The sequence below is a fragment of the Moorena sp. SIO1G6 genome, from assembly GCF_010672795.1.
GTDB classification, from domain to species: Bacteria; Cyanobacteriota; Cyanobacteriia; order Cyanobacteriales; family Coleofasciculaceae; genus Moorena; species Moorena producens.
The window spans coordinates 1-17,482 of sequence record NZ_JAAHFZ010000057.1; the positions used below are offsets into that span (position 1 = coordinate 1).

Sequence of the window (17,482 nt, forward strand, 5' to 3'; positions counted from 1 at the left end):
TCCCACTTCTGATAATTCTCAACCCAGCCTCCCCCCTCCTTTACCCCGACCCCCGACTCCCGACTCCCGACTCCCGACTCCCGACTCCCGACTCCCGACTCCCGACTCCCGACTCCCGACTCACTTTGCTATACAACAATCAACTAGGGGTTTGACTGCGATCGCACGCAAACCCACGGAACCTAGGAAATCCTCCCAATCCCGTTCTAACCTAGAATCCTCTGGTTTCTGGGACCGTAGTTGAGCTAAGGCTGTCATCGCATCATGCCAAATACCGTGGCTCGCATAAATAGCAATACGGTCCCGTGGCGAAGTAGCAGCGTTTAGCTTACTACTGAGGGTAGAGTCTGCTGTGATTCGTTTGACTAATCCTTCCACCGTGGGATTCCCAGACGGGTTTTGGGGATTAACTAAAACAGAGAACTGCCATCGATATAGCTGGTCAGTTTGTAGGGGTTGGTTCAATCGAACACGGACAATACCAGGAGTTCCAGATAAGGTGATCGATTTTACTAGTACAGCCTGTTGGTTCTGATTGAGCAGTACAAACTCTACCGTTAGTTCACGAGTAGACTGTTCAGGAACATAAAACCAAAAGGTAGGAGACTCAGCTAAGGTCAGTGCTAAGGAAGAGTTGGAATCATTACTACAGTTGCCCGTTGCCTCGACAATCTCGCTACTACCAGGGACTATAGCAATCAGCTGATCCGAACACAGACCACGTGCTCCTCCTGATGTTCGTTTCGGTGGTCTGCCCACATCATCAAAGTCTTGATTTTGTGTAGCATTTGGTGTAGTGTAGTCTGGTGGGAGGAAATATAAACGTCCTCCAGCTGTTGTGATCTGATCAGTTCTGCTATCACCCCCAAAGTCTACATCTGGTTGACCTGATGGAGTATCGGATCGGGAGAAACTATTTGTGACAGAGTTGCTGTTTAGGGCAACAGAGTGCGAACGCGCTCGTAGAGGGTAAATGGTGAAATTAAGTAGTACCCAGGCAAGGGCCAAGATCAAAGAAGGTTTGTACAACGCTAGCTTGAGTTTATACATACTGAGAGGTTTGACAAACGTTAATTTTTTTAAAGCATTCCATAATCTTTATCAGTCCTTACTCAGGGATTTTATGCAAACGTTTACATTTCTTATCACACCGATCGGATATAGAGCATTTGCCAATCTATTTGGCGTTGCTTAATAATGGAATGATTTTAAGAGTAGGTGCGCGCTTTCCAATGGGCGAGTAAATCGCCCTTGGGTCGCACCTGTGGAATAGGCATCTTGCTTAGGTGCGCTTGACCTTGGCGAATTAAATTCGCCACGGGTCGCACCTGTGGAATGGGCATCTTGCGTGGAACTGGCATCTTGCCAGTTTCAATATATTTTCGGGCGGGCAGGATGCCCACTCTACTCCTATTCATTCAAAGACTGATGCAACGCGATCTATTTAGAAATGCTAGATCTCAACCTGGGTGTCTTTTCGTTGTAAGCATTCAGCTATCAGCATTCAGCGATCAGCTTTCAGGTACAGGTATCATCAGTGATCAGCTTATGGGCTACGTCACAGGCTTCTAGCCTGTGCCACGCTACTGTTCGCCCAGCGTGGGCCAAAAGCCCACGGCTGACGGCTGACCACTGACCGCTGACCACTGAATGGTTACTTTTCGTTTACGCCTTCAGGTTGGTAGCTATGAGAACAATGACGCAGTTAACCTTGATGACTGATTTATCTACCAAAAACAGTATTACATATCAATCCCGACTCATTTCTCTAGTTGAATTAAAATTCACTAAATCTTTAAACAAATAACCTTTTTATCAAAATTATCTAAAAGACTTGGATGATAAATCTAGCCTTTCCATTTGAGATGTAAACATAATCGTGATTAGTAAAGGCAAGAGGCAAGAGGCAACAGGCAATAGCTAATCAAGTATCTAGGGATTTTTGGGAATATAAAAAACTGTCATTATTGTTTACAATTCATTTGAAAATGCTATAAACTACGATGGAACCACTGGTTGCCACTAACCCCAAGGCTGATGGTATAAAGGGTATCCATCCCCCTTGGAGTAAGAGAACATAACAGACTCCAGATAAGAGGCTGATACCAGCAAAAACAGCAACTCCCAAGTAGGATGGGGAATGTAAACGCCAAACTAATAGGCCTCCCACCAAAGACCAACTACCAATCCAAAGCAGTTCCCCCCACTGTGGCAACCACCAGAGCAAGGGTCGTTGATTCAAAACAGCACTAATAATCTGACTAGTCATCTGAGCGTGAACCATAACCCCAGGTATTTTGTCAGGCCATGGCCCTTTAGTATAGGGAGTCAGGTGTACATCCTTTGAATCTTTACCCACCCCAATCAAGACAATCTTATCCTTGACCAAAGTGGGCAGTTGGGAATCGAGTTTACCCTTGAGTAAGTCTTGGAGATTAACTTTTTTGGGATTCTTAGCACGGTAATTAAGGAGCATCTGATATCCCATGGCATGATCTGGCTCTAACTGATACCCACCAGCATTGTGTGGGAATTTCCGAAACATCACACCACCGATTTCTACATCCCCTGCTGAATTTCTCGTCATCGGCGGGATTCCCTCTTGGGCTAGGTAATTCAGAGCGACTTGTAAACTCAGAGAGTAACTGGTATCACAAGTATCCGAAGGGGTCATCGCTAGAAATTGGCGGCGGATAATATCATCTGGGTCACGAGGCAAATCACTAAAGCCGATCTGTTGTGATGCCATACCGGGTGGTGAAGCGATAGCAGTCTGATCAATACTTGGCATTTTGCACACCGCAATGAAACGGGGATTTTGCTTCAATTGAGTAGCTAAGCTGGGTTCAAACTCAAAGTCATGATAAATATCTAAGCCAATCACTCGCGGTTGATCAGGGTTGAGTTTCCGCAACAGTTGTGCCAGAGCCGTATCGGATAATGACCCTTTCCTCGACCAACCCATCTTGTCCTGATACTTAATATCTGGTTCTTCCACCGCAATTACTAAAACCCGCTCATCCCGCTTTTCAGGTGGTCGCAGACCCATGAGATGGTCGAAAGCACGTAATTCTGATCCTTGTAACAGCCCTAGCGATCGTATTGTGATCACTGCAATAGTGGCAATAAAACTTACCAGTAAAACCGTTGAGAGTTTGGGTTTATTCTTGGTATAGAATCCCTTAGTCAAGTCTTTCCAAGTTGGCGGTTTCAGAGCAGGATTCTGAAATATCACTGGTAACCAACTGGCACAGGGATAGTTATCTTCTACCTCCTCCTGCAATCTTTTCCGGGTTTCCCACACTGAATCCGATAAGGATTTTCCCTTTGTGGCAAATGCGTTGAGAAAATACCTCAAAAACTTCTGAGCTACCTCATCTGGCACCTTTTCCCGCATTACCAGGGTTGTCGAGATTGGTAAACTAACCAATTCTGCTGCTAATCCTAACCCATCACAGGAATTAAAGATAGCCAACTTCAACCCATTCTTAATCGCATTGGTTAGACCATACTTTAACTCCTCAATGGTGATGCTTTCATCCTGATTGATGAAAAACCGTCCTTGTAAATTCTTTTTATTCTGGGTAAAACTATGACCAGCAAAAAACAATATCTCCCACTTTTTTTCCCATAATTCCTGGCTTAATTGTTTTTTTTGGGGACTGATTAAGGGGGAAATTTCTGCATCGGGTAATTCCTCCTGGAGTAATGCCAAATCCTTCTGGATATCAATCCCGGTGTCATCTCCTAGAATTGCCAATATTCTGACTTTATTTATATATTTTTTGCTTGGTGGTGAGGGTGGGGGAAATTCTGAAGCACTGAAATTAACCTCAATATCACAATCGGACAAGACATCCCAGAGATGCCAAGGCAGTTGCCAAAGTTTGAGATTATTAGTTTGAATAATAAACCGAATCTGGTCATTGGTCGATAAAGATTTTAACACTTGATCCCGGAAGCGTTGAAACTTTCTATCGGTTGAATTTAGCCAATTATTGATCGCCTCTTGTAAATCCTGAGCTGAGTGGATAATTGAATAGTTGGTTATCTGTTCTGAGGGAGCTGTCAGTTTCCGATGCACTTTGATTCTCCCTTGAGCACGATAGCTTAAGAGCCAACTGTCACACAATTGGTTAATGTGAGGTGCTGGTGGTAACCAACCGTCAATTTCTCTAGCCATTAAATTATTTTCCTTGGCATCAATCCCAATTTTGAGGATGACCCGAAACCCCTGTTCAAAGTCACCATCAACTATTTTTAAAGTAACTAAATTCGTCATTTTTCATCCGGTATTATTGAATTTATTAATATATTTTTTAAATTGGTTGGGAGAGAAAGTCCTGGGTTTTAGGGAGTCGGGAGCGGTGCGACCCGTGGCGAATTTAATTACGGGTCAAGCGCACCGAGGGAGTCGGGAGTCGGGGTAATAAAATTGACTCTACCTGATAAGTATGAGAAACGCTATATAAAAACATTCAACCGAACATAGGTGACAAATTAATCACCCTACCCTACGGGAACGCCAAAGGCGAACAACATTTTTGAATTAAGAATGTAGAATTTATAATTTAGAATTGGGAATTCTGCATTCTGCATTCTGCATTCTGCATTCTGCATTCTACATTCTGCATTCTGCATTCTACATTCTACATTCTGCATTCTACATTCTACATTCTGCATTCTGACAGACAACCTACCCTACACCGAACGCCAAAGGCGAACAACCTCACAACCTCACAATCTCACAACCTCACAACCTTGGCCAAAAGGCCACGCTACGCGAACAACCTCACAACCTTGGCCAAAAGGCCACGCTACGCGAACAACCCAAGATAAGTTACAAGACAAACTCTTTGGAAAAGCTGGCATCTACCAGTACCAATTTTACCATAAACCTATCCCCCCTTTCGCCATGAAACTCTAATTGGATCCAATTATCAGCACTTCTCGACTGAGCCGACAAGAAAATTTCTCCCTGCTGATCAAGTACTAGCAATTGGAGATTATTTTTTAGATATTTCTCATTAGTAGGATACACCCGTAAGTGAACATTAATTCCCCCATCTGCTTCAGGTATGAGAGTAACCATAAATGCTACTTTGCTCCCATTCAGTTGCATTTCTAAATCAATTATCCTAACTCGCCTAATCCCAGCTTGGGGATGATTTGGGTCAAGTTTTCCTAAACTGACAGCGGCTTGGCGGCGTAAGTCATGATCGTGAGTAGTATTGATCATGTCAGCAAGCAATGCGATCGCGTCTAAGCTACCATGAGCAATTTCACCCAATAATTCTATAGCCGGTAAGTTAGTTTGTTTACTGTTATTGGTCTTTAATAGTTTAATAATTGCGGTCACAGCTTCAGGGATATTTTCGTAAAAGGGGGAAGATGCTGAAGAATTACCATTCAAACTATCCTTCAAACGAGTCTGTTGAGACCGGTAAGCTACTCTTAGAGTAGGTTGACAATTACGTGCTCGAACTTCCTCAACAGTTTGCCAACCAGCCTCCAGGAAATTATCCAGCCATGAGAGTAAGTTTATAGATGGCTTACGAGAGTAAACTAGGGAACGTTGTTTATATAATTCTTTGCGCCATTTAGAATTTGATACCAGTGCCTGCCACTTAGCAAAAGGAATATCTAGCCTCGGAGAGTAAGGAGTTTCCTGGCTCAATTGCTTGATTAACGTTGTTGCTTCATCACAGGATAATCTTGCCATTGGCTTTACTGTCAGTTTGGGACTTGGAGTAAGTTCCTCCGTTACCCACATCACATTCAAATCTTCAATTAAATCTACTGCATCCACAGCATAGGTTTCATCGATGATGTCATAGTTACCATGATCACGTAACTGTTGATAAGTGGTGTATCCCCACACCTGTAACCAGCATTCTTCTAAATTCAGTTGCATCGCCACATAATAATGACTAGCCCACTCAGGAATATCAACCCACTCTCGCGGTACTCGCAACGCTGTAAATTTGATTTCTTCACTAGGAATTAATACCAGTCGCGTCTGGTTTAGCTCAACAGCTGTACCATTCACTACGTCCCAGAAACTTGGTAAATCCCCCAACTCTGGCCATACTAATGCTTTGTTTAGTGGTTTGTTTAGTGGTTTGTTTAGTGGTGTATCTAGTGGTTTGTTTAGTGCTTTGTCTAGTGCTGTTTCTAGTAAATTTGTTCCTGTTAAATTTGGTTCTGTTAAATTTGCTTCTGTGTCCAGATAGCTTAAAAACGTATTCAGACAGAGACAATTCAGATAGGCTCGCCAACGAGCAGCTTGGTTAGAATAACCTTGAGCTTGGGTTTGTTGCCATGCTTTTTCTCGTTCTTCTGGGGAGAATTCTATCAACATTTGGTCTGGGTGTAGGCAAGCTACATCCTCTAAACGTAATTTCATTGACTCATCTCCTTTTTGGTTAATCGTTAATTGGTATTTGGTATATTTGGGTTAACGTTTCACGTTTCAGGTTTCACTGTGCCTACATGGCTTTTGACTGTTTTGTGATTGGGATTGCTCTATTAGTGCCTGATTTTGCTGGAGCCACCGCTCAATAAATTTAGCGATCGCTGGCTTAGCTGATCTGAAATTAATCAGTTTTATAGCAAACCTTTCCTCAATCATTACCTCAAATTTTGGTTGAATTAATTCCCTTAAAATCTGGTTGCTGCTAATTAGTTGTTTTTTTTCTAGATTACTAAGCTTTGTCGTGATTATTTTATCGACAATTTCATCATAAATTTTATAAATAATTTGAGCAAATAATTCTTTACTATCAGCACTTAAGTAAGATTTGAGATAGTTATTAATATAGTTAGTTTTAGTGGTTTTATTAAGGTGCTGATTGATGTCTTTAGAGGTAATATTTTTGCTCATAGCATCCCGAAAATAAAAGGTGACGACTGCCTTCAAAATCCGTTTAAAATAACGTTGAAACTGGCGAGCCACTTGATATTGCTTTTTAAACCCGAAAAGCTCGATAAAATCTTGTTGATTGATGCCTAGACCAAGCCAAAGTCTTAGGGATTTCTGAGCTAGCTGATCTAAAGCCGTAAATTCTTTTAAGATAATACTCCTGACTTGAGTCAACTCATCCTTTTCTTCCTCTTGGATTACCACCTCTAAAGGATTAGATCCTATATCAGTAATTTCCCCATACTCATCTAAGGATACTGAATTCCTTTGTTGAGACATCCGCACCGCTTGGATGCAAATGGCTAGCATTTCTTCAATGTGTTCAGTGCTGAGTCTTGAGGGCTGAGTGCTGATTGCTGATTGCTGATTGCTGAGTGCTGTTCGCGTAGCATGCGCGTAGGGCATATGCTGAGTGCTGATTGCTGAGTAACGTAGTACTTGTCTTAACCAATCTGAATCACTTCTTCTAAGATTATTCCTATGAAACTCATCACTTTGGAACTCAGAGCTCACCAGTTTATTTAACCGATTTAACTGCTGGTTGTAACGAAGAGCAATTTGGTTAAGCTGTTGCTGGGTTAGGAATTTAATTGGGGAATGATGGCGATGATTTCCCTTGCTGCTGGGAGGATACATCTCATTAAAGTAGTCTTTAAACGATTGCCAAGCCAGACGATAATAGTTAAAATATTGATTAGTGATGCCATAGTCGTTAAGTGCTTGCTCAAGTTCTGTTTTATCCAAATATCGCAACAAGCCATAATCAGAAAACTTGATAGATTTTAACCTGAGTTCCTTGGCGACTTGATTTCTAATAATTCGCTTGAGGGCATTAAAAGCATAGGCATAAATAGAAGACTTAGGATAAAAGTTAAATCCTCTGAGGAGTTTAGCGGGGTTGCTGGCTGCTGCACTAGCAATGATGAAACATTCTTCTACAGGGTAATGTAACGCAAGATTATGAGATTTACTCAACTGATGGGCGATCGCTTGAGCTGCAGACCAACAAACAAACTGTAGATAATTGAATAAGAGCTGATCAGATAACGTTAACAATAACAGATCAGCTCTAATCACCACTATCGGAGGATTAGTCATGGATAAAATCCGGTAAATACCAGATGCTTGTCTCAACTGATATAAGAAGCAAGCAGCCCACTCGGCTTCGCTCCTATCTGGCTCAGACTCGACTAGATGTGCCATGAAATCCTCTAATCTAGAATTAGACTCAAAAACCGGCTCGATCCCCCTATTACCTTGGCGGTCTTTTAAATAAATAGATGTCGAAAACGGTTTGATACCTGAGTTGTTATCTGAGTTGTTAGTAGGCATTGATTCTTTCCCCTAACTTGTAGTAGCGCTTTCGCCTAACTCCTAACTTGAACCGATTCATAGGTCAAACAACTAAGTAGAAGGAAACCTCATTAGTTACTTGGTACTCAAACTTAGGGGTTATGCAGCTTCTCTCTAAAATAACTAGATAATAGTTCACCAGAGAAAATTATGCTCAAGGGTAACTTAAGCAATTATCCCTACCCATCAAGACGAGGGGTAGTCATGGGTAATCGATTTGCCGTAGCCACCAGCCAATCCCTAGCCACCCTAGCTGGTATGGAAATGTTTTGGGCTGGAGGCAATGCTGTAGATGCTGCTATAGCCACAGCGATCGCATTGACAGTGGTTGAACCTACTTCTAATGGTATCGGTTCCGATGCCTTCGCCTTAGTATGGGATGGTAGACTCCATGGCATCAATGGCTCTGGCAAAAGCCCTCAACACCTGACCCTTGAGCATTTTGCTGGCATGAGTCACATTCCTGCTATCGGCTGGTTATCGATAACAGTGCCAGGAGCGGTATCAGCATGGCGTAGTTTGTGGCAACGGTGGGGAAAGCTACCCTTTGAGCAATTGTTTGCCCCAGCCATTCGATACGCCGAAGCGGGATTTCCAGTCTCTCCAGTCACAGCAAGAGCTTGGAAACAAGCGGAAGCTCTGTACCTCCCCCTGACTGGGCCAGAATTTGAACCATTTAAACAGGTATTTTTCCCTAACCAGCGCGCACCAGTAGCTGGGGAGGTATGGGGGAGTAAGGATCATGCTAAGACCTTGAAAGCGATCGCAAACAGTGGTGGTGAAAGCTTTTATCAAGGGGAAATTGCTGATGCGATCGCAAACTTTGCGGCTAATACTGGTGGCGTGCTGACCAAACTTGACCTAGCTACCCACCAAGCTGAGTGGGTCAACCCGATTTCAACTAACTATCGTGACCTGACCGTATGGGAGATTCCCCCCAACACCCAAGGGATAGCGGCATTAATGGCATTGAATATAATCGAAGGTTTTGACCTAAGCCACTATCCCCGTGAATCAGCCCAAAGCTACCATCTACAAATCGAAGCCATGAAGCTAGCCTTTGCTGATGTTCACCGCCATATCACTGACCACCGGTTTATGGAAGTCCCAATCGAAAAGCTATTAGACCATGGGTATGCCAGGGAACGCCGGAAGTTAATTGGGGAAAACGCGATCGCTTTAGCAAAACCCGGTTTACCCAAAGGTGGGACAGTTTATCTAGCAGCAGCAGATGGGGAATTAATGGTATCCTTTATCCAATCCAACTTTCAAGGCTTTGGGAGTGGGATTGTTATTCCTGGCACTGGGATTGCCTTGCAAAACCGAGGCTTAGGGTTTACCCTAGAATCCGGTCATCCTAATCAAGTCGCACCAGGTAAGCGGTCGTATCATACCATTATTCCGGGTTTTCTGACTCAAAATGGTCAACCTCTAGGACCCTTTGGAGTTATGGGAGGCCCCATGCAGCCTCAGGGGCATGTACAGGTAGTGGTTAATCTGGCAGATTACGGGATGAATCCTCAAGCTGCTCTAGATGCTCCCAGATGGAGATTTGTAGATGGGTCACAAGTCCTGTTGGAACAGAGTGTACCCCGTCATATTGCTCTGGAGCTAGCTGAGATGGGTCATGACATTCAGGTTAAGGCCGATAGCATAAATTTTGGTAAAGGTCAAGTAATCTTGCGTCAGTCAGGGGTTTTGGTAGCGGCATCTGAACCCCGTGGTGATGGATTAGCGTTAGCAGGGTGAAGGGGTGATCACAATCCAACAGATGTTTAGAAAAATATTAATAGCGCTGTTGGCTATATCAGGACTTACCCATTGCCCCCTAAATCCCCCAAACTTGGGGGACTTTGAGAGTAGTCCCCCCCAGCGAGGGATTGCTCGCTGGGGGGTTAGGGGGGCAAAACCAACTAAACTTCGTAAGTCATATATATCTAGCACTACAGTTATCTTAACTATGGCTACAGGGATAGTCTATCCGGTAACCATAGGACGCTCACATTCTCAACAACCATTGCTAGCCCAGTCTTGGCAAGAGGCTCAGCTGACTCAACTTATTTCAGGTCATCGGTCAGATGTTAATTCTCTCGCCATTAGTCCAGATAGCAAAACTCTAATTAGTAGCAGTAAAGACAAAACCATCAAGTTCTGGAATCTAAGGGATGGTAGGCTACAGAGGACGGTCAAAGGGTTTACGAGAACGCCAAGTTCTGTGGTAATCAGTGCTGATGGTAAACGTCTCGCTGCCGCAACAGAAAGACAAATAAATATCTGGAACCTAGAAACTGGAGCACCACCTCGTACCTTGAAAGGACATACGGGTATAGTCAGATCAATAGCAATTAGTCCCGATGGCAAAATCCTAGTAAGTGGCTCTCCTGACAAGACAGTTATGGTGTGGGATGTCCTCACTGGCAAAAGTTTAGGCACCATTACCGAGCATTCCGACTGGGTTACTGCTGTTGCCATTAGTCCCGATGGAAAACATTTGGTTAGTGCCAGTGGCGGGTCAGATCGTTCTATCAAGATTTGGGATTTGTCTTCCCTAGAATTGCGGCAAACCATCTCAAAACAACCCAGATTTATGATATTGCCATTAGTGAAGATAGCAACATCCTAGTTGCTAGTGTTGATAAAACCGTCAAGTTGTGGGATATCAACAGTGGCGAAGAATTAGCTATCCTCGAAAGTCACTCCGCACCAATTCTTACCATTGCCATTAGTTCCGATGGCAAAACTATCGCTAGTGCTGGCAGTGATAAAACTATCAAGGTGTGGGATGTAGAGAGTAGACAATTGCTGCGCACTCTATCTGGACATGATGGCTGGGTTTGGTCAGTTGCCATTAGTCCAGATGGAAACACTCTAGTTAGTGGTGGCGAAGATGGTACTATCAGGATTTGGTCGTTAGTTAGTCAATCCCAATAGTATTGAGTCGAACAGACCAAGTGCGTAGGGTGTGTTAGGGGCGGACTTGCCCTTATTTTTCGCCTCGTAGCCAGGGTTGGGATAGTGCGCCCCGTAACGCACAACCCTTGGTTTGCCCTATTTTTCCGCATCAATGCCCCGGTTAGTTCGGAAAGTCCGTCGGGAAATGAAACGGGCAAGATGCCCGTTCCACCAAGATGCCCGTTCCACCAAGATGCCCGTTCCACCAAGATGCCCGTTATACCCACCGAGTCAAACAGCAAATATTCAGATGCACCCGGTTTGATCACCCATGGAAGCAGTTGATTGCGACAGTGCAATAGTTGTGATTTCCCCCAGGTAAACCTATCTAATTTTATTCATCCTATATATAGTGTTTATTAAATTTTAAAAACACTATATGTGTCAACTGCCTTGTCAACAAACACCATAAGCCATGGTTTATTGAGAAATATCTCCGGTTACCCAACAAGATGGGTTTGCCATAGTTTTCTTACTACTATTGTAGCGTTTATCCGGATTTTTTTTGTAAAGAATCGATGAATAAATAGTGTTTTAATTAAACGGATAAAGTTTTAATCAATACCTATTTTTTCCGGATAGCGTGTATATAGCAGGAAAAGTGTATAGGTAAAAAATTATTATTCCTGGTTTGATATGAGCTTTAAACAAATGTCAACGGAAGAAATCGTTAATTTTTATTATGATACAAACAAGTTAGAGAAAGTATCTGAAAGTCAGAAAACAAATTTTAAACATGATGTAGATCGTAGAATAATTCAAGCCCAAAATCATCTTATAGATCTTGGTCTAGAACCAAAATTTGTGAAAGATAATAATTCGACTAAAAAGAAATCTTTAGAGAAAGCAATTACTGACTTAAATCTACTAGAAAACATTTCGTTATAGCCCCAGGGTAAACGCATCTTGTCAATAAAGCGGGGGTAGTTCTCAATAAACCTGGCCTTATTGTGCTTATTGACAATGGCTTTTTAACATATAGTGTTTATTTAATTTTAAAAACACTATATATAGGATTGAAAAAATTAGATGCGTTTACCCTGGTTATAGCCCTAAACTAAATGCTTGATGTATCAGCAAGCATTTAGAGCATACAATTTTGAAATAGATCATGTTCAAAATTGTATGCTACCTCACTATTTAACTTTTATTATTAGAAAATTTATCTATTAAGAAATCAATTGTATCTTCAATTTCTTCTCTAGCCTGATACTTAATGTCATCAGTTAATCGAGTTTTCAGTATTTTTAGACTTTCTTGATATACCTCTGGAAACGACAAAGAATGCCTAACTACAGCTCCAGGTACTCGGAGATTTGTATAGTCTTGCGTGAGTAAAGAAGTCCTTATAAGTCTAAGGTACTGCGAAATATCAATGCAAAAACGATCCTCTTGAATAGAGTTTATATCAGGAATTTCTTCTAGGAATTTATCTTGGTCTCTATATTTTTTTAAAGCTGCTTTTCCAATCTCTTCTCCTAACACAGAATTGTTGTGGTCTGAGAAAAAATTCTTATAAATTTCCATTCGCTTTTTCTTTTCTGGATCTTTTTCTTTTTCTAGTGTCTCTTGGTTTAGATCTCGTGAGACTTCTATAAGTTTGTCTATAGCCTTTGCTTGTTTGGAAATTTTTTTGAGATTATCTTCACTCCCCATATCTTCATCTGGATCAGTTCTTGTAACAACTGGTTTTTGTGCTGCTTCAGAACCATCCTGCAAATTTTTACTACTTATATCAGAGAGTTTATTTCTTCTGGTATCCAATTTTATCCAGCCATATACTACCGAGACACCGGTTATTACTCCCACCACAGTAAAAAATAAGACATTTATTATAGCCTTTTGAGTTTGTAATGAGCTATTGTTATCCCATTTACCCAAGCCATATCCTACCCAGACTACTATTATTACTCCCGTCGCAGCAAATAGATAAATTGTTATAGCTTTTTGTTTTTTTTGTGAACTAATTGTTAGGAGTCCTCCTATAGCAGCACCAAGAAAAGTCCCAAGCAAAGTCAAAAACAAATTATTCATAACCTAATCAACTTCCGATACGTATCTGCAAGTTACCTCGAAATTAAACATAACAGAACTTAAGCAGTACCTCTACCTGTAGCGTGCGTTAATAACAAAGTCTACAAATTATAGGGTTTGTTGTAGATGCCTAAGTCCTGATTTAAATGGTAAACCTAAACCAAACTGGAAGGATACCTATTAGGACGATTATAGTCTCATCAAGAATATAGCTTTTTGCGATTCCCCTAGTATACTGGTTTTGAATCCCTGCTCCCCTCACAGAGGTTCATAATTGGCTCAATTTTCGATAAGCTAGAGCCATTGGGAAAAATTTGTGAACAATCGACCACCTTCTCAGGACAAGACACCTTTATTAGACGCTCTGCGGGCATCAGCCCAGAAGCCCCATGCAGCCTTTTATGCACCAGGACACAAACAAGGGAAGGGAATACCTGATCCATTAGCGGATTTGCTAGGAGAATCAGTATTTAGGGCTGATTTGCCAGAATTACCGGAGTTAGATAATCTTTTTGCTCCAGAAGGGGTAATCCAAGAAGCCCAAGACCTAGCAGCAGCAGCCTTTGGTGCAAGCAAAACTTGGTTCCTGGTCAACGGTTCCACCTGTGGGGTGATGGCTGCTATAGTAGCCACCTGCTATACCGGGGAGAAAATCCTATTACCGCGCAATATCCACCAATCCGCGATCGCAGGATTAGTCTTGTGTGGTGCTATCCCGATCTTTATTAACCCCGAGTACGACCCATCAACTGACGTAGTTTATAGCATCACCCCAACTGCAGTTAACCAAGCCCTGACTGAGCATCCGGACACCAAAGCGGTGATGATGGTCTATCCAACGTATCAGGGAATCTGTGGTGACATAAAAGCGATCGCTAAAATAGTTCACCAACATAATATTCCCCTACTAGTGGATGAAGCCCATGGACCTCACTTTGCCTTCCATCCCGATTTACCCATCGATGCCCTATCAGCCGGAGCCGATTTAACCGTACAATCAACTCATAAAGTAATCGGTGCCATGACTCAGGCATCGATGTTGCACATTCAGGGCAATCGCATTGATGCTCAGCGGTTGAGTAAAGCATTACAGCTAGTTCAATCCACCAGCCCCAGTTACTTACTACTCGCTTCCCTAGATGCTGCACGACAACAAATGGCACTCCATGGAGAACGACTCATGAGTCGTACCTTGCAGCTAGCCCAGGATGCCAGAAGTAAAATCAGCAAAATTCCTCGATTATCAGTTTTAGAACCAATAAAACCCCCAAGATTCCAAGCCCTAGACCCAACTCGCTTAACCGTAAGAGTGACCGAATTAGGATTAAGCGGATTTGAAGCCGATGAAATTATTCATCAACAGCTTGGTGTCACAGCGGAGTTACCCACACTTCACCACTTAACCTTTATCATTAGCCTAGGCAATACCCAAAGGGATATTCAGCAACTTGTACAAGCTTTCACCAAACTTGCCCAAAATAACGGCAATTCCTCCACCGAGCAACCTGCCTTCTGTAACCTACAACCTGCAACTGGCAACCTGCAATCCTTACTCTCCCCCCGTGAAGCTTTCTTTGCTCCCACCGAAACCCTACCCGTAACCGAAACCATAAACCGGATCAGTGCGGAATTAATCTGTCCCTATCCACCAGGAATACCAGCCCTAATGCCAGGAGAACAAATCAAATCAACTACTATTGAATACCTCCAAAAAATCCTAACCTTAGGTGGTCAAATTACCGGTTGTAGCGACCCCAGCCTCCAAACCATAAAAGTTATTATTGACTAATGAGATTGCTGGCTTAATGGGAGTAGGGAGTAGGGAGTAGGGAGTAGGGAGTAGGGAGTAGGGAGTAGCGATGCAGAGAGGTATTGGGGGTTTACCCCCTTAATAAAGAGGTAATAAAATTGAATGTACCTCATAAGTATGATCAAGGCTATAATCTTCGTAAATAGTTATGGTTATTCCCTACAAAGGGATGCTAAGTTGTTATAAACTTGAGCTCCTATTTAGGATAAAAAATAAATTATCAAACTATCAAAACTAGACACAGTAATCGTTTTAGTCGATTAAACTTAAAAAATTAGCCTAACAGGTACCGAACAGCCATATTTATAATACTCTTTGTGTGTTCTCTACCTGAAGTGGTTAGTTTAATAAATCAAAATAACTACAGGAAAAAAAATACCCCGAAACCTAAATACCACAAATGTCATCCCCAATTTGGCCGTACATTACTCCTGGAATCCCAGATCACCTCTTTGAACGCCTACCCGGTATTCCCTTAAGTAAGCGAGAAGTCAGACTGCTGATCATTTCTGCCCTACGACTAGGAAGCCAAGACCGGTTGTGGGACATCGGTGCTGGAACCGGTACCATTCCTGTAGAAATTGGACTACTGTGTCCCAAAAGTGAGATTATTGCCGTAGAACGGGATGAAGAAGTAGCCAACCTGATTCGACACAATTGCGATCGCTTTAATGTCACCAACGTAGAAGTGATCGAAGGTAACGCCCCAGAATGTCTCAAAGATCTACCATTGAAACCCCACCGAGTTTGCCTTGAAGGAGGACGACCAATCAAAACTTTACTCAAAGAAGTCTGGCCCTACCTACAATCTCCAGGGAGGATAGTCGCAACCACCAACAATCTAGAAGGACTCTATTCCATATCAGAAGGCTTAGCAGAGTTACAGGCTCGCAATATCGAAGTGGTTCAGTCAGCCGTCAACCGCCTAGAGACACGGGGGAATTATCAAACATTTGCAGCAGTTAACCCCATTTTTATTCTTAGTGGAGAGAAGTTAGAGTAAGGAATAGACCCATTCAGGGAACAAAATTAACAATAATAAGATAAATAACCTGTTCTTCTGTCAGAACAGGAGTGTCAAAAAAAAACGTCATATGCCCTGGTTACGGATTTTTAGTGGAATAGTTGCGATCGCCCTGGCGATGGGGATGATCTTACTTGGGGGATGGTATTTCACCATCGGCTTCTGTGTCATTGTCTATTTAGGTCAGTTAGAACTTTTTAAACTAGTCAAAGCAAAAGGTATGGTGCCAGCAACCAAAAGCACCATGTTTGTGTCTCAGCTACTACTAATTACAGCTACCATTTCACCAACCCTGACTGATGCGGTGTTTCCCATTGCTGGAACATTTATTTGCTTTTACTTACTGTTCCAACCCAAGATAGCAACCATTGCGGATATTGGGGCTTCCATATTGGGTTTACTCTATGGTGGTTATCTGCCCGGCTATTGGGTTCGTCTGCGAGTGGGTTTAACTGAAACCTCCTCCCTAGCTAGAGATGCTACAGTCGCTGCTACGAACCTACCCGGGAGTGAATACTGGTCTAATTTTTCGATTAATCTAAGTCACATACCTGCTGGGTTAAGTACAACTCTCCTAGCATTCAGCTGTATTTGGGCAGCAGATATCGGAGCTTACACCTTCGGCAAATTTTTTGGTCGCACTCGCCTTTCTATGATCAGTCCTAAAAAAACTGTGGAAGGCGCTATATTTGGCCTTGTCAGTAGTATTGCTGTAGGAATCGCAGGAGCTTGGTATCTGAATTGGCCGTGCTGGCAGTTGAGTGGGATGATGCTCGGAGTAATCATTGGTGTAGCTAGCCTATTAGGAGACTTAACGGAGTCCTTAATGAAACGGGATGCTGGTGTCAAGGATTCCGGACAATTAATTCCTGGTCATGGTGGCATTTTAGACCGAACAGACAGCTATGTGTTCACTGCCCCTTTGGTGTATTATTTTGTCACGCTATTACTACCACTGTTACCCAGCTCCCTGTAGTATTGTGTCAATGTCAGATTTTTTTTTAGTTTATTGATTGCAATAAGCAATATATTGATGTAATTAAAACGTTGCACTACCTTTGAGTAGATTAAAAATTTATAGCGGTTTCCAGCTCAGTAGAATACACGTTAGTCTCTGGTAAATTCCGAGTGCAATCACCGGCTGTATTCCATCGGAATAAAAACCTGAAAACCGCTATAAAAGTGCATTCTGGATTAGGTAGACGGTAGAAACCACACATGAGCAGATGGGAGGTAATGGTGTTACATATCAATGCAACTTGGGATAACTATCATGTCCGGATTATAATTAATGTAGGCAAAGACAGAACCAGAAAACGGTTTTTCGGTTCAAACCCAGCTTGGTGGTAATGACTAATCAGTAATTACGCGCTATCACTAATTACGA

The 17,482-nt window shown here is 42.5% G+C and carries 16 protein-coding genes; 7 read left to right on the forward strand and 9 right to left on the reverse strand.

Annotation, left to right across the window (positions count from 1 at the left end; genetic code table 11):
- Nucleotides 1-120: 120 nt before the first annotated feature.
- The 6 genes from F6K63_RS30130 to F6K63_RS30155 form a co-directional block, all read right to left on the reverse strand.
- On the reverse strand, nt 121-1,008 hold the full coding sequence (locus F6K63_RS30130) for a DUF928 domain-containing protein (protein WP_287314015.1): 888 nt from the start codon (nt 1,006-1,008) through the stop codon (nt 121-123).
- A 200-nt stretch (nt 1,009-1,208) separates the two neighbouring features.
- On the reverse strand, nt 1,209-1,418 hold the full coding sequence (locus F6K63_RS30135) for a hypothetical protein (protein WP_008184911.1): 210 nt from the start codon (nt 1,416-1,418) through the stop codon (nt 1,209-1,211).
- A 100-nt stretch (nt 1,419-1,518) separates the two neighbouring features.
- Nucleotides 1,519-1,647: a hypothetical protein gene (locus F6K63_RS30140; protein WP_267872042.1), complete on the reverse strand. Its 129-nt coding sequence runs from the start codon at nt 1,645-1,647 to the stop codon at nt 1,519-1,521.
- 331 nt (nt 1,648-1,978) lie between these two features.
- Nucleotides 1,979-4,282 carry a CHASE2 domain-containing protein gene (locus tag F6K63_RS30145; protein ID WP_008184910.1) on the reverse strand — a complete coding sequence of 768 codons (2,304 nt, stop codon included), beginning with the start codon at nt 4,280-4,282 and terminating at the stop codon, nt 1,979-1,981.
- Nucleotides 4,283-4,840: 558 nt separating this feature from the next.
- Nucleotides 4,841-6,406, reverse strand: a complete 1,566-nt coding sequence (locus tag F6K63_RS30150) for a DUF1822 family protein (RefSeq protein WP_008184906.1) — start codon at nt 6,404-6,406, stop codon at nt 4,841-4,843.
- A 66-nt stretch (nt 6,407-6,472) separates the two neighbouring features.
- A complete protein-coding gene (locus tag F6K63_RS30155) occupies nt 6,473-8,254 on the reverse strand; it encodes a hypothetical protein (RefSeq protein WP_287314017.1) in 1,782 nt (593 codons plus the stop codon).
- Between the two features lie 171 nt (nt 8,255-8,425).
- Here F6K63_RS30155 and F6K63_RS30160 point away from each other — a divergent pair, with 171 nt between their 5' ends.
- From F6K63_RS30160 to F6K63_RS30170, 3 genes are read left to right on the forward strand one after another with little or no spacing between them, the layout of a single operon-like run.
- Entirely contained in the window at nt 8,426-10,024 is a 1,599-nt protein-coding gene (locus tag F6K63_RS30160) for a gamma-glutamyltransferase family protein (RefSeq protein ID WP_287314018.1), read from the forward strand.
- Nucleotides 10,025-10,028: 4 nt separating this feature from the next.
- Nucleotides 10,029-10,898 (forward strand): WD40 repeat domain-containing protein, encoded by an 870-nt coding sequence (locus F6K63_RS30165; RefSeq protein WP_287314019.1) that lies wholly within the window; start codon nt 10,029-10,031, stop codon nt 10,896-10,898.
- Nucleotides 10,808-11,206 carry a WD40 repeat domain-containing protein gene (locus F6K63_RS30170; RefSeq protein ID WP_071986889.1) on the forward strand — a complete coding sequence of 133 codons (399 nt, stop codon included), beginning with the start codon at nt 10,808-10,810 and terminating at the stop codon, nt 11,204-11,206. The genes F6K63_RS30165 and F6K63_RS30170 overlap by 91 nt, the downstream gene beginning before the upstream one ends.
- Here the strand turns inward: F6K63_RS30170 and F6K63_RS30175 are convergent.
- Nucleotides 11,194-11,526: a hypothetical protein gene (locus F6K63_RS30175; RefSeq protein WP_287314020.1), complete on the reverse strand. Its 333-nt coding sequence runs from the start codon at nt 11,524-11,526 to the stop codon at nt 11,194-11,196. The two genes, F6K63_RS30170 and F6K63_RS30175, sit on opposite strands and share 13 nt — an antisense overlap.
- 352 nt (nt 11,527-11,878) lie before the next feature.
- Here F6K63_RS30175 and F6K63_RS30180 point away from each other — a divergent pair, with 352 nt between their 5' ends.
- Nucleotides 11,879-12,115 (forward strand): hypothetical protein, encoded by a 237-nt coding sequence (locus tag F6K63_RS30180; RefSeq protein ID WP_287314021.1) that lies wholly within the window; start codon nt 11,879-11,881, stop codon nt 12,113-12,115.
- A gap of 252 nt (nt 12,116-12,367) precedes the next feature.
- On the opposite strand, the gene F6K63_RS30185 is transcribed toward F6K63_RS30180, so the two are convergent.
- On the reverse strand, nt 12,368-13,261 hold the full coding sequence (locus F6K63_RS30185) for a globin family protein (RefSeq protein WP_287314022.1): 894 nt from the start codon (nt 13,259-13,261) through the stop codon (nt 12,368-12,370).
- Between the two features lie 316 nt (nt 13,262-13,577).
- Here F6K63_RS30185 and F6K63_RS30190 point away from each other — a divergent pair, with 316 nt between their 5' ends.
- A complete protein-coding gene (locus tag F6K63_RS30190) occupies nt 13,578-15,050 on the forward strand; it encodes an aminotransferase class I/II-fold pyridoxal phosphate-dependent enzyme (protein ID WP_287314024.1) in 1,473 nt (490 codons plus the stop codon).
- Here F6K63_RS30190 and F6K63_RS30195 read toward each other — a convergent pair.
- Nucleotides 15,047-15,184: a hypothetical protein gene (locus tag F6K63_RS30195; protein ID WP_287314025.1), complete on the reverse strand. Its 138-nt coding sequence runs from the start codon at nt 15,182-15,184 to the stop codon at nt 15,047-15,049. The genes F6K63_RS30190 and F6K63_RS30195 overlap by 4 nt on opposite strands.
- Nucleotides 15,185-15,471: 287 nt before the next feature.
- Here F6K63_RS30195 and cbiT point away from each other — a divergent pair, with 287 nt between their 5' ends.
- Nucleotides 15,472-16,074 (forward strand): precorrin-6Y C5,15-methyltransferase subunit CbiT, encoded by a 603-nt coding sequence (cbiT, locus tag F6K63_RS30200; RefSeq protein ID WP_008184891.1) that lies wholly within the window; start codon nt 15,472-15,474, stop codon nt 16,072-16,074.
- A 91-nt stretch (nt 16,075-16,165) separates the two neighbouring features.
- The gene (locus F6K63_RS30205) at nt 16,166-17,071 is read left to right on the forward strand and encodes a phosphatidate cytidylyltransferase (RefSeq protein ID WP_287314027.1); all 906 of its coding nucleotides are present in this window, start codon (nt 16,166-16,168) and stop codon (nt 17,069-17,071) included.
- Nucleotides 17,072-17,482: the final 411 nt, after the last annotated feature.